This is a genomic window from Pseudomonas sp. IT-P100, from assembly GCF_949767185.1.
GTDB classification, from domain to species: Bacteria; Pseudomonadota; Gammaproteobacteria; order Pseudomonadales; family Pseudomonadaceae; genus Aquipseudomonas; species Aquipseudomonas fluorescens_B.
On the sequence record NZ_CATKQK010000005.1, the window covers coordinates 58691 to 74151 of the forward strand.

Consider the following 15461-nt stretch of genomic DNA (forward strand, 5'->3'; position numbering starts at 1 on the left):
GTTCTTCAACGAGCCAACAACCAGGTTCACCCCTGAAACTGCAAGTGAACCGTCAATCAAGTACTACGTATTACTCGGCGGTGACCACGCTCGGCGAACCGAGATTGGCCAGGCGCACACTGTTCTGCACTTGCTGGATTTCACCCGGCGAGCCGATCGGCCCCAGGCGCACCCGATGCAGTGTCTGTTGATTGCGCACGATCGAGCTGATGAACACCGGAGCGCTCACCATCCCGCTGAGCTTCGATCTCAGGAGTTCTGCAGCGTCCGGGTTGGCGAACGCGCCCACCTGCAGATACTGGCCAGAGGCTGGTACAGAAGCGTTTTTTTTTGCATCGATCTGCACGGGCACGACGGCCGCGGCGTGTTGCTGCGGCGGTGGCGTCCATTGTTCGACCGTACCGGCCGAAGCGGTAATCGTCGGCGCGGTATTTTGCGCGACTTGCGGCTCGTTGAGCATCAAAGGTGCCGGACGGCCCTTGGCCGCCCACCATTGCTGCGGATCGATGCCTTCGACCTTGACCCGCGCAGTACCGGTTTCGGCATAGCCGAGTTTTTTCGCCGCCGCGTAGGACAAGTCGATGATGCGGTCCGAGTAGAACGGGCCACGGTCATTGACCCGCAGGATCACGGTCTTGTTGTTGTCCAGGTTGGTCACCCGAACGTAACTTGGCAGTGGCAAGGTCTTGTGGGCGGCACTCATGCCATACAGGTCATAGACCTCGCCGTTGGCGGTGTTCTGGCCGTGGAACTTGGTGCCATACCAGGACGCCGTGCCCGAGGCGACGTAGGTCTTGGATTCCTGCAGCGGGAAGTAAGTCTTGCCCAGTACGGTGTACGGGTTGGCCTTGTAAGGACCGGTGTGCAGGGTCGGTGTGGCATCCGGGATGCGCGATACGTCGACATCCCACCACGGTGCGCCATCTTTGTGGGCGCGGTTGATGTCCAGCCCCGGCGCCGAGCGCACGGCGGTGGAAGAAGACTTCTGTGTCGGCGAGCGGCTGGTCGAACAACTGGCGACCAGCACCGCCAACGCGGCGAATGCCATCAGCTTCAGGGGTTTATTCATAGGCAATGCCCGCATTACTTGACGCCCCGTGCTTGGACCAGCTGTTCAGACAGTTGATGTACCGCCATGGCGTACATCACGCTGCGGTTATAACGCGTGATTGCGTAAAAATTCGTCAGGCCCATCCAGTATTCAGGGCCATTGTCACCTTCCAGGCGGAATGCCGTGACCGGCATATCATCGCGCAGCGCATCATGACTTGACCACCCCAGCGCCCGCAACTCCCCGACGGTTTTAGTCGGTTCGATGCCGGTGGTCAAACCTTCGTCGACCTGCTCGCCACGCACATCCGCGCGGCTGACCACCGGTTCACCGGCCACCCAGCCGTGACGTTTGAAGTAACTGGCAACGCTGCCGATGGCATCGTCCGGATTGGTCCAGATATTAATGTGGCCGTCACCGTCGAAATCCACCGCATAGGCGCGGAAGCTGCTCGGCATGAACTGCGGCAAGCCCATCGCCCCGGCGTAGGAGCCCTTGAGGGTCAGTGGATCGACCTGTTCTTCTCGGGCCAGCAACAGGAACTCACGCAATTCCTTGCGGAAGAATTCGGCACGGGGAGGATAGTCGAAACCCAGGGTCGACAAGGCGTCGATTACCCGGTAATTGCCGGTATTGCGACCGAAAAAGGTCTCAACGCCGATGATCGAGACAATCACCTGGGCCGGGACACCGTATTCCTGCTCGGCGCGTGCCAGTACCGCCTCGTGCTGCCGCCAGAAATCCACGCCGCGGGCAATGCGCGCGTCGGTAATGAACATCGGACGATATTCGTTCCACTGCTTGACCCGCTCGGCGGGTTTCGAGATCGCGTCCAGAATCGTTTGCTTGCGCTCGGCTTCGCGGAACACGCCCATCAGCTGTTCACCGGCAAAGCCGTAGTCGCGGGTCATTTCACCGACGAATTCGGCCACCTGGGGTGTGCCTTCGTAATCGCCGGCCAACGCGTCCTGCGCAGTGCCAAGGATGCTTACCAGGCCGACCCATGGCGCGTATCGAGTCGCCCAGCCACGCATTACTTGCATTGAAATCTTCACCTTATTCAAACTTGCGCGATCCACTTACGATGGGTATGGATCGACATCAAAACCCCAAACGCTGACAGCAGCGTTACCAGCGAAGTTCCTCCGTAGCTAATGAACGGCAACGGCACCCCCACAACCGGCAACAGGCCACTGACCATACCTATGTTGACGAAAACGTAAACAAAAAACGTCATGGTCAGGGCGCCCGCGAGCAATTTGCCGAACAATGTCTGGGCCTGGGCGGTAATCACCAGCCCGCGGCCGATCAATAGCAAGTAAATCAGCAGCAGCGCGCAGATGCCGACCAGGCCGAACTCCTCGCCCATGACCGCAATAATGAAGTCGGTGTGGCTTTCCGGGAGGAAGTCCAGGTGCGACTGGGTGCCCAGCAGCCAGCCTTTGCCGAATACGCCGCCGGAGCCAATGGCCGCTTTCGACTGGATAATGTTCCAGCCCGTGCCCAGCGGATCGCTTTCCGGGTCGAGGAACGTCAGGATTCGCTGCTTCTGGTAGTCGTGCATGATGAAAAACCACATCCCCACGGCCACCGGGACGGCCGCGGCCAGCACGCTGAGAATCCAGCGCCAGCGCAGGCCACCCATGAACAGCACGAACGCACCGCCCGCGAGAATCAGCAGCGAAGTACCGAGGTCGGGCTGGCGCACGATCAGAATGAACGGCAAACCAATCAGAAACAGACTGACGCCCACATGCTTGAGCTGCGGCGGCAAGGTGCGCTTGGACAAGTACCAGGCAATGGTCGCCGGCATCAGGATCTTCATGAACTCCGAAGGCTGGAAGCGGATCACCCCGGGAATGTTGATCCAGCGCGTGGCGCCCATGGCGTTGTGGCCCATGACGTCCACCACCACCAGCAACAGCACGCCGAGCACGTAACCCACCGGCACCCAGCGAGCCATGAAGCGCGGCTCGAACTGGGCGATGACGATCATCGACACCAGGCCGATGCCGAACGACGTGGCTTGCTTGGCCAGCAGATCCCAGCTCTTGCCGCTGGCCGAATACAGCACGAACAGGCTACCGGCCGCGAGGGTCAGCAGCAGGATCAGCAACGGGCCGTCGATGTGCATGCGTTGCAACAGCGTCGCGCGGCGACGCATCACATCCTCACTGGAAAGGATGCGATCGAAATTACTCTTCACGGGCCGTAGCCTCCGCACTGATTGGGCTGGCGTATTCGGCTTTCAGTCGGCCGTCCTGGTCCAGGAGCCAGGCGTCCATGACCTGGCGCACCACCGGTGCGGCGACGCCGGAACCGGACTCGCCGTTCTCGACCATCACCGACACCACGATTTGCGGGTTGTCAGCCGGCGCGAAGCCGACGAACAAAGCGTGGTCACGGTGACGTTCCTGAACCTTGGAGCGGTCGTACTTCTCACCCTGCTTGATCGCAACCACCTGGGCCGTACCACTTTTGCCCGCGATCCGGTATTGCGCGCCGATCGATGCCTTGCGCGCGGTACCACGGGCGCCATGCATTACCTGCTGCATACCATGGTTGACCTTGGTCCAGTCGGACGGATCGCGCAGGATGATGTCCGGCATCGGATTGTCATCTTTGGGCCGTTCGCCTTCGACGGTCTTGGCCAGGTGCGGACGGTTCCATACACCTTTGTTGGCCACCAGCGCCGTGGCCTGGGCCAGTTGCAGCGGCGTGGATTGCATGTAGCCCTGGCCGATCCCGAGAATCAGTGTTTCGCCCGGGAACCAGGCCTGACGACGGGTCGCGCGCTTCCACTCACGGGACGGCATCAGCCCCGGCGACTCTTCGAACATGTCCAGGGAGACCTTCTGGCCGATGCCGAACTTGCCCATGTAGGCCGACAGGCGATCAATCCCCAGCTTGTGCGCCAGGTCATAGAAGTAGGTGTCGTTGGACCGCATGATCGCCGTGTCCAGGTCGACATAGCCGTCACCGGTACGGTTCCAGTTACGGTATTTGTGGTCGTAGTTGGGCAGTTGGTAGTAACCGGGGTCGAAGACCCGGGTCGACGCCGTGACCACGCCCGAATCCAGACCGGCAATCGCCACCGCCGGCTTGATGGTCGAACCCGGCGGGTACAGACCACGCAGCACGCGGTTGAACAGCGGCCGGTCGATGGAGTCGCGCAACTCGGAATAGGCTTTGAAGCTGATGCCGGTGACGAACAGGTTGGGGTCGAAACTCGGCTGACTGACCATTGCCAGTACTTCGCCGGTTTTCGGGTCCAGCGCTACCACCGCGCCACGGCGACCGCCGAGCGCTGCTTCGGCGGCTTCCTGCAATTTGATGTCCAGGCTCAGGACGATGTCCTTGCCGGGAATCGGATCGGTACGCTTGAGCACCCGCAATACGCGGCCTCGTGCGTTGGTTTCGACTTCTTCGTAACCCACCTGACCGTGCAACTCGGGCTCGTAGAAGCGCTCGATGCCGGTCTTGCCGATGTGGTGGGTGCCGCTGTAATTGACCGGATCGAGGGACTTCAGCTCCTTCTCGTTGATCCGCCCCATGTAACCCACCGAGTGCGCAAAGTGCGCGCCCTGCGGGTAATGCCGCACCAGTTGCGCAACCACTTCAACTCCCGGCAAGCGGAACTGGTTCACGGCGATGCGGGCGATCTGTTCTTCGGTCAGTTCGAACAGAATCGGCACCGGCTCGAATGGCCGTCGCCCCTGGCGCATGCGTTTCTCGAAGATCACCCGATCCTCGGGCGTCAGCTCCAGCACTTCGACGATCACATCGAGCACTTGCTGCCAGTCGCCGGAACGCTCGCGGGTCATGCTCAGGCTGAAGCTCGGCCGGTTGTCGGCCACCACCACGCCATTGCGGTCGAAGATCAGCCCACGGGTGGGCGGAATCGGCTGCACATGCACGCGGTTGTTTTCCGACAGGGTCGAGTGGTACTCGTACTGAATCACCTGGAGGAAATACAGGCGCGCGATCAGCACGCCGATCAGCGCCACCACTGCAATTGCCCCGAACACGACGCGGCCACGCACCAGACGGGCGTCTTTTTCGTGGTCCTTGATGCGGATCGGCTGGGGCATGAGGCAGAACTACTTGTGGTAAGGGTGGCCGGACAGAACTGTCCAGGCACGGTACAGCTGTTCGCCGATCAGAATCCGCACCAGCGGGTGCGGCAACGTCAACGGCGACAAGGACCAGCGCTGATCGGCCCGCGCACAGACTTCCGGCGCCAGCCCTTCGGGGCCGCCGACCATGAAATTCACCGTGCGCGAATCCAGCCGCCAGCGATCGAGCTCGACCGCCAACTGCTCCGTGCTCCAGGGCTTGCCGTGGACTTCGAGGGTGACAACGCGCTCGTTCGGCCCGACCTTGGCCAGCATGGCTTCGCCTTCCTGACGGATGAAGCGCGCCACGTCGGCGTTCTTGCCACGGGTATTGAGCGGTATTTCCACCAGTTCCAGCGCCAGCTCGGACGGAAGACGCTTGGCATATTCATGCCAGCCTTCTTCCACCCATTTGGGCATGCGTGAACCGACGGCGATCAGTCGCAGTCGCACAGCGGTCCCTTATTGCTGGTCTTTGTTGAGCTTGGTGAAGTGCTCATGGGTGTTTTCCGGGCTGTGGTGCGCAGCGCTGGCCGAACGGCTCTGCTCTGCACCGGCCCACAGGCGCTCCAGGTCATAGAACTGGCGAGCCGAGGCGGTCATCATGTGCACGATGACGTCGTCCATATCCAGCAGGACCCAGTCGCTGTCGCCCTTGCCTTCTTCACCCAGTGGCTTGACGCCCTTAGCCTTGACCGCTTCGCGGACCTTGTCCAGCATCGCGCCGATCTGGCGGTTGGAGGTACCGGTGGCGATGATCATGAAGTCAGTGATGCTCTGCTTTTCACGAACGTCGATCACCTGAATGTCCTGGGCCTTCACGTCTTCCAGGGCCGCTACGGCAACCTTCACCAGTTCTTCGCCGACCAGCTCAGGGCCAGTTGGCACTTCTACTGGCAGCGGGGCGCTCTTGAATGTGCCTTTGCGCTTAACTTTAGCTACGTCTTTGTCAGTCATATAAAACTCGTTTTGCTCATGTGTTCGGGTGGTTCAATACACGTTGGTATCACGTGCCTTGAAGCACTCCCATTCAGTTCGGCGCACGGTAGAGTCCGTGCGCATCGATGTAGGCCAGGACCGCGTCGGGCACCAGGAAACGTACCGACTTACCGCTGGCCAGCAGTTGACGGATCTGGGTGGCGGATACCGCGAGCGGCGTCTGCCAGACGAATGCAATCTGTCCGCTCGGCCCTTTGAGGGCCAGCGGGTCGCTCACCGAGCGCGCTGCCAGCAGGTTGCGCAAGGCATCCGGCGGTTCGCTGTCGGCATCCGGGCGTTGCAGCACCAGGATGTGGCAATGCTGGAGCAACTCTTCCCAGCGGTGCCAAGTGGGCAGGCCGCAAAATGCGTCCCAGCCCAAAAGTAGAAAAACCTGGTCTTCAGCGGCCAGTTCGGCACGCATCAGTTCCAGGGTATCGATGGTGTAGGACGGTTTGTCCCGCAGCAATTCACGGGCGTCCACCACCAACGGGGCCACACCGGCCACCGCGCACTCGACCATCGCCAGACGGTCCTTCGCCGAGACCTGCGGCGTGCCTCGATGAGGCGGCCTGGCACTGGGTGTCAGTCGCAACTCATCGAGCGCCAGCGATTCGGCGACTTCCAGCGCACCGCGCAAATGGCCGATGTGCACCGGGTCGAACGTCCCGCCCAGCATGCCGATACGTCGAGGCGCAGGTTCGCTGGCAGTTACCGGGGCTGACGGATTAAGGTCGCCCAAGTCAGACCGACGCCTGGCCGCGCAACTGGCCATCACCGACCACGATGTACTTCTCGCAGGTCAGGCCTTCGAGACCCACCGGGCCACGGGCGTGCAGCTTATCAGTAGAAATGCCAATCTCGGCACCCAATCCGTATTCGAAGCCGTCAGCGAAGCAGGTCGGCGTATTGATCATCACCGATGACGAATCGACTTCCGCGACGAAACGCCGAGTGTCTGCAAGGTTTTCGCTGACGATCGAATCGGTGTGATGGGAGCCGTACTTATTAATGTGCTCGATGGCCTGGTCCAGACCGTCGACCACGCGGATCGAAAGGATCGGCGCCAGGTATTCAGTGTGCCAGTCGTCTTCAGTGGCCGCCGCGGCATCGATGATCGCCCGAGTGCGCTCGCAACCACGCAGCTCAACGCCTTTTTCGCGGAACTGTGCAGCCATCGACGGCAGGAAATCTTTGGCAACGGTTTGATCCACCAACAGCGTTTCCATCGCACCGCAGATGCCATAACGGTAAGTCTTGGCGTTGAAGGCAATGCGTTGGGCTTTCGGCAAATCGGCGTGAGCACTGACATAAACGTGGCAGATGCCGTCCAGATGCTTGATCACCGGCACGCGAGCGTCGCGACTGATCCGTTCGATCAGGCCACGGCCGCCACGGGGCACGATGACGTCGACGTATTCAGGCATGGTGATCAGCGCCCCCACCGCGGCGCGGTCAGTGGTCTCGACCACTTGAACCACGGCGGACGGCAGATCGGCCTCGGCCAGACCGCGCTGGATGCAGGCGGCGATGGCGCGGTTGGAATTGATCGCCTCGGAACCGCCACGCAGGATGGTCGCATTGCCCGACTTCAGGCACAGGCTGGCAGCATCGATGGTCACGTTGGGCCGGGATTCGTAGATGATCCCGATCACGCCCAGCGGCACGCGCATCTTGCCGACCTGAATCCCCGACGGACGGAAGCTCATGTCGCGAATGGCCCCGACCGGGTCCGGCAACGCTGCAACCTGACGCAGACCGACGATCATGCCGTCGATACGCTCCGGGGTCAGCGCCAGGCGTTCCAGCAGCGCAGGCTCCAGACCATTGGCGCGACCCGCGGCCAGATCCAGCTCGTTGGCAGCCGTCAGCTCGGCACGCGCGGCGTCCAGCGCATTGGCAGCAGCCTGCAAGGCGCGGTTTTTCTGCGCGGTGCTGGCACGGCCGATGATGCGCGACGCTTCGCGGGCAGCGCGACCCAGGCGGGTCATGTAGTCGAGAACGGACTCAGTCATGGTCGGTGGTGGTCTTTGCTAAGGTCTTGGTAAAGAGTAAAGCGGCAGATTATAGCTGTCGCGTCCCCCGACTAACAGCGGTGACGGGCGGATGGTCGAAATGGAGGGCAATTTGCCGACGTTCAGCCGTGATTAAGCTGCAAATTGTTATCATCACGACTCAATCAGCTTTGATAAATGCCGCTCATCATGTCCAACCTGACTGTTCGTGCGCCCGCTGCGAGCCTGCCTACAGGGCTCCCGGACGCGTTTTTCGACCGGGATGCGCAAACGCTGGCCCGGGATTTACTGGGCAAAGTCATCCGTCACCGGGTAGGTGACTTGTGGCTCAGCGCCCGGATCATCGAGACAGAAGCCTATTACTTCGAAGAAAAAGGCAGCCATGCCTCTCTCGGCTACACAGAAAAGCGTAAGGCTTTGTTTCTGGATGGCGGCCACATCTATATGTATTACGCCCGGGGCGGCGACTCCCTGAATTTCAGCGCTCAAGGTCCAGGCAATGCGGTTTTGATCAAATCCGCCTATCCGTGGGTCGATGAGTTGAGCGGCCCGGCGAGCCTGGCGCAAATGCTGTTGAACAATCCTGATGCCCAGGGTCGCCCTCGCCCTTCGCAAAAACTTTGCGCCGGGCAAACATTGCTGTGCAAGGCGCTGGGTTTGAAGGTGCCGGTCTGGGACGCCAAGCGCTTCGATCATGAAGTGCTGCTGGTGGAGGATGTCGGCCCGGCACCTGGCCATATCATTCAAACCACACGCCTGGGCATTCCCCATGGGCGTGACGAACACTTGATGTACCGCTTCGTCGACGCGGCTTACGCGCCGTATTGCACGCGGAACCCGCTGCGACGGGGGCAGGTCGAAGGTCGCGATTATTTTTTGCTGACATGAACAATCAAAGAACTTGAAGCATCCGCAATCTCTGCGGGGCTTGTGTGGTGTTTGGGAAGGTTTGCTCGCCCTGAAGGCGTTTATAGAAATTCAATGGAGTTGTTTTTATGGGCCCTTGGCTCGATAGCGTGACCGGATGGCTGGCGACAAACCCGCAGTGGCTGGCCGCGGCGGTTTTCATTGTGGCCTTCGTGGAATGCCTGGCGATTGCCGGGCTGATCGTACCCGGCACGGTGTTGCTGTTTGCCGTCGCGGTGCTGGCCGGTAGCGGCGCGCTGTCGTTGAGCGAAACATTGTTGCTCGGATTCGCCGCCGGCGTACTGGGCGATATCGTTTCCTACTTTGTGGGGCGACATTTCCATCAGAACATTCGGCGCCTGCCCGGCCTGCGCCATCATCCGGAATGGATCGCCGGCGCCGAGGCTTACTTCCAGCGCTATGGCATTGCCAGTCTTTTGGTCGGGCGTTTCATCGGGCCGTTGCGGCCCATGCTGCCGATGGTTGCCGGGATGTTCGACATGCCCTTCCCGCGCTTCGTCGCTGTCAGCCTGCTGGCCGCTGCCGGTTGGAGCGTCGCCTACCTGTTGCCCGGCTGGGCCACGGGGGCTGCGATTCGTTTGCCGTTGCCGGAAGGTTTCTGGCCTGAGGCCGGGATCGTTGCCGGCAGCATCGCGGTGATGGTGGGCTTGAGCGTGACCAGCAGCCTGCGCCGCCATCGCAAAGCCACAATACTGATCACCAGCATGAGCTTACTGATCCTCGCGGGGCTGTTTATCGGCTACCCGCACCTGACCGCCCTCGATCAGGGCGTCATGACGCTGGTGCAGGAACACCGCAGCCCGACGCTCGATGAAGTCGCCGTCACCTTCACGCTGATTGGCGAGTTCCGCAACATGCTGCTGTTCAGCGCCCTGCTGACCGGGCTGCTGCTGGTGGCCCGGCAATGGCGACAGGCGATTTTTGCGGGGAGCACATTGCTCTTCACGGCGCTCGGCAACACGTTTACCAAACAGTTTTTCGCCCGCGTGCGCCCGGAAGTCTTGAGCGATCCGTTGGTGAGCTACAGCATGCCCAGCGGTCACGCCTCCGGGGCCTTCGCACTGTTTCTGACCCTCGCCGTTCTGGCTGGTCGCGGACAACCCCCGCGGATGCGTCTGACCTGGTTGCTGTTGGGCTGCCTGCCGGCACTCGCGATCGCGCTGTCACGCGTCTATCTGGGCGCGCACTGGCCCACGGATGTGCTGGCCGGCGCAATGCTGGCGGCGTGTGTCTGTGCGGCGAGCCTGGGGCTAAGTCAGCGCCGGACACCGCTCAATGCCATGCCGCCCAGGATCTGGTGGCTGGTGTTGCCGGCGATGGTGGCGCTGTTCGGGTTCTTTGCGTTGCGGCATTTACCGCATGCGATGGTGAGATACGCCTATTGAAGATCAAAAAATCGCAGCCTTCAGCAAGTTCCTACGCCTTACCCATGTAGGAGCTGCCGAAGGCTGCGATCTTTTCATCAGGCAAACAATTCACCCTGCAACTCATCCAGCAGTGCCTGGATCGCATCCAGTCGCTGCTGCGGATCGTCGAGTTGCAGCAGGTCGATTTTGTCCAATTCGGCAAACGGCAACAGGTACGCCAACTGATTGGCCAGCGACTGTTGCCCGGTCGCCTCGGTGCCCATGTTCAAGGCTTCGACCATCGGGTGTTCGGCCAGGGCCTTGAGCAGTGCAACCAGGTCGGCGTCCTCATCCTGCAACGGTTGCTCGGGCTCGTCTTCCAGCCACTCGACCTCGGCGACCGTCAACTGATCGCGCTGGACCTCGGTGCGCAACACGTGAAAACGCCGTCCGCCCTGTACCCGAATGCCCAGCAAGCCGTTGTCCTGCTGTTTGAAGTCGGTAATCAGTGCTTCACAGCCGACCAGCGCATAGCCCGCCGGAGCGATGCCGACTTCTTCGCCATCAAGAATGCACACCACGCCGAAACCGCCGCCCTGTTTCATGCAGCGGCTGATCATGTCCAGGTAGCGCGCCTCGAAGATCTGCAAGTCGAGGATGCAGCCAGGAAACAGCACCGTGTTCAGCGGGAAAAGCGGCAAGCTCATAGACATTTCCTTACACCACCATCGACACCGCCAACGGCAGGAACACCGCCGTGGCCACGCCCATCAGACTCATTGCCAGCGCCGCGAAGGCGCCGCATTCTTCACTTTCCTGCATGGCCACCGCGGTGCCGACCGCATGGGCAGTCATGCCCAGCGCCATGCCGCGCGCCTCGGGGCTGTGGACGCCGAGCCGATTCAGCAGGCTCGGCCCAAAGATCGCCCCGATCACGCCGGTGATCAACACAAACACCGCCGCCAGCGCCGCGACGCCGCCAATCTGCTCGGCCACCAGCATGGCGATCGGCGAGGTCACCGACTTCGGCGCCATGGTCATCAGGATCATGTGTTCGGCACCGAACGACCAGCCCAGCAACACGCCCATGCCGGTGGCGACGACACCGCCTATCACCAGCGTAGTAAATATCGGCCAGAACAACTGCCGGATCCGCCGCAGATTGAGGTAAAGCGGTACAGCCAGCGCGACCGTGGCGGGGCCGAGCAAAATGCTGAGGATCTCGGTGCTCTTGCGGTACTCGGCGTACGTCAGGCCGCAGCCCACCAAAACGCCAATCACCAGCAACATGGAGACCAGCACGGGCTGCAGAAAGATCCAGCGGGTTTTCTCGAACGCCGCCAACACCAGTTGATAAGCGCCGAGGGTAATGCCGATGCCGAACAACGGATGATGAATCACCGACATCCAGGCGCCTTGCCAGTCCAGGATCATTGCGAGTCCTCGCGGCGCGCGTGACGCTTGACCATGCGCTGCATCAGCACACCGGCGAAGGCCATGGACAACAGCAGCGACAACACCAGCGCACCGACAATGGCCCAGAAGTCCGCGGCAATGTCCTTGGCGTACACCATCACGCCCACAGCCGGTGGCACCAGCAGCAACGGCAGGTAACGCAGCAGGCTGCTCGCGGCCAGGTTGAGCGGTTCGCCCACCTGCCCACGACAGATCAGGTACACCAGCAGAAGCAGCAGGCCGATAATCGGCCCCGGCAGCACCGGCAATAACAAATGGTTGATGGCTGTGCCCAGCAATTGGAACAACACCAGCCAGGTCAGGCCACGTAACAACATCCGTCCTCTCCCCAAAAAATCGCGCCCGGCATTATAAGCATGCCAACGCTATGGACCGGCATTCGCCAAAAGCATGGTCGGTTGACCGGAGCAATTCGCCATGTTGATCTAAAGTGGTAATCCGGGAGGTCAAATCCCCCCACCTCAAAACTATAAAACCGATGAACCCAAGGAGAGTCTCAATGCCCTATGTTCCCGTTGCAGAGCTCAAAGATTATGTCGGCAAGGAACTTGGACGTTCCGAATGGCTCACCATCGATCAGGAGCGCATCAACCTGTTCGCCGAAGCCACAGGGGACTATCAGTTCATCCATGTCGACCCGGTCAAAGCCGCGCAAACGCCATTTGGCAGCACCATTGCACACGGTTTCCTGTCGCTTTCGCTGATCCCCAAACTGATGGAAGACATCCTCATCCTGCCCGAAGGCTTGAAGATGGTGGTCAATTACGGCCTCGACAGCGTGCGGTTCATTCAGCCGGTCAAGGTCAACTCGAAAGTGCGGCTCAAGGTCGACCTGACCGAAGTCACCGAGAAGAAACCCGGCCAATGGCTGCTCAAAGCCACCGCCACGCTCGAGATCGAAGGTTCGGAAAAACCGGCCTACATCGCCGAGCCATTGTCACTCTGCTTCGTGTAAACCCTCCCGGATGCGAAGCAGCTCACGCTGTTTCGCGACCTCTCTCTATTTAAGGTCATAGAGCTGCGGCATACTCGGTCGCCTAATTGCCCGGATCCCGCTATGCGCTCACTTGCACTCATTGCCTTGACCCTGATGCTCACCGCTTGCGGCGACGGCGAATCGCTGTTGCCGCCCGATGCGCGCCTGCCGGATGGCGGACGCTATCGCGGCGACCTGGTCAACGGATTGCTGCAAGGCCAGGGTCGCGTCGACTACCCGAACGGCAGCTGGTACGCCGGAAGTTTCGACAAGGGTCAATGGCATGGCCCGGGCGAATGGCACGGCAGCAACGGCGAAGTGTATCGCGGTAATTTCAACCTCGGGCTGTTCGACGGCCAGGGCACCCTGACCACCAGCGGCAGCAGCTACACCGGCGGTTTCAAGGCGGGTCGGCGCGAAGGCGAAGGCACCCTCAAAGAAAACGGCATGACTTACCGCGGCGAGTTCAAGGCCGATCAATATTCAGGGCTCGGACGTCTGGAACTCGATGACGGCAGCTCGTATCAAGGCCAGTTCGCCCATGGCAAGCCCAACGGCGAAGGCCAGCGCGGTGACGCCAGCGGCAATCAGTTCACCGGACATTTCAAGGACGGTCAGCTGGAAGGCAACGGGACTTTCAACAGCGCCGAAGGCGACATCTACGTCGGCGGCTTCAAGAACAACCAACTGCACGGCAAGGGCCGCTACGAGAATGCCGACGGCGATGTCTGGCTGGGCCAATTCAAGGAAGGTTCGCTGAACGGCAAGGGCGAGTTGATCGGTGCGGACGGCAGCCACTACATCGGCCAGTTCAGCGACTGGCGCTTCACTGGCCAGGGCCGGCTGAACCTGCCCGACGGCAGTTTCTACATCGGTCAGTTCGACGGCGACAGTTATCAAGGTCATGGCACGCTGGTGTTGACCGATGGCACCGTACAGAGCGGCACCTGGGTCAATGGCCAGCGAGTGCGCGATGCCGATGGCAAGCTGCTGCCCGACAGCCTCGAGCTTGGCCTGCTGGCTCAGGGGCGCTTGCTCGAAGATGCGCTGGCCAATGTGCCGGCCTCGACCCCGGCGATCGAGTTGTACACCCTGACGCTGGGCGGTGACGGCAAGCAGAGCGTGTTCCTGCGCGAATCCGATTACGTCAGCAATATGCTGACCAGCCGCTTCGGTGCGTTTGGCCAGATTCGCCTGGTGAACCACCGCGACCATCTCGTCGATCGGCCGATGGCCACCCGGGAAAACCTGCGCCGCGCCGCGTTGACGCTGGCCGAACGCAGCGGTCCGGAAGACTTGATCTTCATCTACCTGACCAGCCACGGCACCAGCGAACACGAACTCGTACTCGATCAGCCGCGCATGGAACTGTCCGACCTGCCGGCGGACGAACTCGCTGCCGTGCTCGCACCGCTGAAAAACCGCGACAAGATCATTGTGATTTCGTCTTGCTACTCCGGTGGTTTCATCCCCGCCCTCAAGGACGAACGCACGCTGATCATGGCGGCCGCGCGGGCCGACCGTGTGTCCTTCGGTTGCACGGAAGAAGCCAACTTCACTTACTTCGGCGATGCGCTGTTCGCCCAGGCCCTGAATCAGACCGACGACCTGGAACAAGCCTTCAAGCTGGCCAGGGCCACCGTGGCCGAGCGGGAACTGGCGGACAGCTTCGAAGCCTCTGAACCGCAGATCTGGGCACCGAAAACCGTACTCTCCCACTGGCAGCTGTTACGCAAACAGCAGGCACGAAAAGCGCTACAAAGTGTCTCTATCAGCAACAAGGATGCAAAGAGCAACTAAGCTGATCAGTATCAAGGGGGAAACACTATGTACTTGACGCCTCAGCATGTATTGCTTGCCGGAGCTACCGGCCTGACCGGTGAACACTTGCTTGATCGCCTGCTCAACGAGCCTACGATCACGCGCGTATTGGCCCCCTCACGCCGGCCGTTGGCCAAGCACCCCCACCTGGAAAACCCGGTCGGCGATCCGGCGGAATTCCTGCCGCAACTGAACGGTCGCGTCGACATCGCCTACTGCTGTCTTGGCACCACGATCAAACAGGCTGGCTCGGAAGAGGCGTTTCGCGCGGTCGATCTCGACATGGTGGTGGCTTTCGCCAAACGGGCGCGGGAAATGGGCGCGCGGCACTTGATCGTGATCAGCGCCCTGGGGGCCGATCGCAGATCCTCGATTTTCTACAACCGGGTTAAGGGCGAGATGGAATACGCATTGCGCGCGCAAAACTGGCCGCAACTGACCATTTGCCGGCCTTCGGTATTGCTGGGCGATCGTATCGAGCCTCGGCCGGCCGAGCTGTTCGCCGGTCCGTTGTCCCGCCTGATCCCGGGCAAATACCACGGCATCGAAGCCTGCCAACTGGCTCGCGCGATGTGGCGGCTGGCGCTGGAGGAGCAGGATGGGGTGCGGATTGTCGAGTCGGATGAGTTGCGCAAGCTCGGCAAGTAACCCGCGAACCTGTCGCGAGGGAGCTTGCTCCCGCTGGGTCGCGTAGCGGCCCCATAAATTGGGACTGCTGCGCAGCCCAGCGGGAGCAAGCTCCCTCGCCACAAAAAG

Annotated in this window: 16 protein-coding genes; 5 read left to right on the top strand and 11 right to left on the bottom strand. The window is 61.1% G+C overall.

The annotated features are described in order from the left end of the window. Window positions 1–70 precede the first annotated feature (70 nt). The 8 genes from ACM6IQ_RS04190 to ACM6IQ_RS04225 form a co-directional block, all read right to left on the bottom strand. Window positions 71–1084: a septal ring lytic transglycosylase RlpA family protein gene (locus ACM6IQ_RS04190; RefSeq protein ID WP_017340997.1), complete on the bottom strand. Its 1014-nt coding sequence runs from the start codon at window positions 1082–1084 to the stop codon at window positions 71–73. After that, complete coding sequence (mltB, locus tag ACM6IQ_RS04195) at window positions 1084–2094, bottom strand: lytic murein transglycosylase B (protein WP_017340998.1); 1011 nt, start codon at window positions 2092–2094, stop codon at window positions 1084–1086. Before mltB ends, ACM6IQ_RS04190 begins: the two co-directional genes overlap by 1 nt. A 17-nt stretch (window positions 2095–2111) precedes the next feature. Beyond that, the gene (gene rodA, locus ACM6IQ_RS04200; RefSeq protein ID WP_050558263.1) at window positions 2112–3215 is read right to left on the bottom strand and encodes a rod shape-determining protein RodA; all 1104 of its coding nucleotides are present in this window, start codon (window positions 3213–3215) and stop codon (window positions 2112–2114) included. A 31-nt stretch (window positions 3216–3246) separates the two neighbouring features. Then, window positions 3247–5142 carry a penicillin-binding protein 2 gene (gene mrdA, locus ACM6IQ_RS04205; RefSeq protein ID WP_017341000.1) on the bottom strand — a complete coding sequence of 632 codons (1896 nt, stop codon included), beginning with the start codon at window positions 5140–5142 and terminating at the stop codon, window positions 3247–3249. Between the two features lie 9 nt (window positions 5143–5151). Further along, window positions 5152–5619 carry a 23S rRNA (pseudouridine(1915)-N(3))-methyltransferase RlmH gene (rlmH, locus tag ACM6IQ_RS04210; RefSeq protein WP_007937439.1) on the bottom strand — a complete coding sequence of 156 codons (468 nt, stop codon included), beginning with the start codon at window positions 5617–5619 and terminating at the stop codon, window positions 5152–5154. Between the two features lie 9 nt (window positions 5620–5628). Then, complete coding sequence (rsfS, locus tag ACM6IQ_RS04215) at window positions 5629–6123, bottom strand: ribosome silencing factor (RefSeq protein ID WP_017341001.1); 495 nt, start codon at window positions 6121–6123, stop codon at window positions 5629–5631. A gap of 73 nt (window positions 6124–6196) precedes the next feature. After that, a complete protein-coding gene (gene nadD, locus ACM6IQ_RS04220; RefSeq protein WP_033037434.1) occupies window positions 6197–6919 on the bottom strand; it encodes a nicotinate-nucleotide adenylyltransferase in 723 nt (240 codons plus the stop codon). Further along, a complete protein-coding gene (locus tag ACM6IQ_RS04225; protein ID WP_017341003.1) occupies window positions 6888–8159 on the bottom strand; it encodes a glutamate-5-semialdehyde dehydrogenase in 1272 nt (423 codons plus the stop codon). Before ACM6IQ_RS04225 ends, nadD begins: the two co-directional genes overlap by 32 nt. Window positions 8160–8348: 189 nt before the next feature. Here ACM6IQ_RS04225 and ACM6IQ_RS04230 point away from each other — a divergent pair, with 189 nt between their 5' ends. Then, the gene (locus tag ACM6IQ_RS04230; RefSeq protein WP_031319149.1) at window positions 8349–9047 is read left to right on the top strand and encodes a DNA-3-methyladenine glycosylase; all 699 of its coding nucleotides are present in this window, start codon (window positions 8349–8351) and stop codon (window positions 9045–9047) included. A gap of 107 nt (window positions 9048–9154) precedes the next feature. Then, window positions 9155–10471 carry a bifunctional DedA family/phosphatase PAP2 family protein gene (locus ACM6IQ_RS04235; RefSeq protein ID WP_017341005.1) on the top strand — a complete coding sequence of 439 codons (1317 nt, stop codon included), beginning with the start codon at window positions 9155–9157 and terminating at the stop codon, window positions 10469–10471. A gap of 77 nt (window positions 10472–10548) precedes the next feature. Here ACM6IQ_RS04235 and ACM6IQ_RS04240 read toward each other — a convergent pair whose 3' ends face one another. From ACM6IQ_RS04240 to ACM6IQ_RS04250, 3 genes are read right to left on the bottom strand one after another with little or no spacing between them, the layout of a single operon-like run. Beyond that, window positions 10549–11139: an LON peptidase substrate-binding domain-containing protein gene (locus ACM6IQ_RS04240; protein WP_017341006.1), complete on the bottom strand. Its 591-nt coding sequence runs from the start codon at window positions 11137–11139 to the stop codon at window positions 10549–10551. A 10-nt stretch (window positions 11140–11149) separates the two neighbouring features. Further along, a complete protein-coding gene (locus ACM6IQ_RS04245) occupies window positions 11150–11866 on the bottom strand; it encodes an LrgB family protein (RefSeq protein WP_414878125.1) in 717 nt (238 codons plus the stop codon). Continuing rightward, window positions 11863–12225 carry a CidA/LrgA family protein gene (locus ACM6IQ_RS04250; protein WP_414878126.1) on the bottom strand — a complete coding sequence of 121 codons (363 nt, stop codon included), beginning with the start codon at window positions 12223–12225 and terminating at the stop codon, window positions 11863–11865. The genes ACM6IQ_RS04245 and ACM6IQ_RS04250 overlap by 4 nt, the downstream gene beginning before the upstream one ends. 182 nt (window positions 12226–12407) lie before the next feature. Here ACM6IQ_RS04250 and ACM6IQ_RS04255 point away from each other — a divergent pair, with 182 nt between their 5' ends. From ACM6IQ_RS04255 to ACM6IQ_RS04265, 3 genes are all read left to right on the top strand, one after another. Beyond that, window positions 12408–12863 carry a MaoC family dehydratase gene (locus ACM6IQ_RS04255; protein ID WP_017341009.1) on the top strand — a complete coding sequence of 152 codons (456 nt, stop codon included), beginning with the start codon at window positions 12408–12410 and terminating at the stop codon, window positions 12861–12863. 102 nt (window positions 12864–12965) lie between these two features. Continuing rightward, entirely contained in the window at window positions 12966–14684 is a 1719-nt protein-coding gene (locus tag ACM6IQ_RS04260) for a C13 family peptidase (protein WP_017341010.1), read from the top strand. A gap of 27 nt (window positions 14685–14711) precedes the next feature. Beyond that, complete coding sequence (locus tag ACM6IQ_RS04265; RefSeq protein WP_017341011.1) at window positions 14712–15353, top strand: oxidoreductase; 642 nt, start codon at window positions 14712–14714, stop codon at window positions 15351–15353. The last annotated feature ends 108 nt before the right edge of the window (window positions 15354–15461 follow it).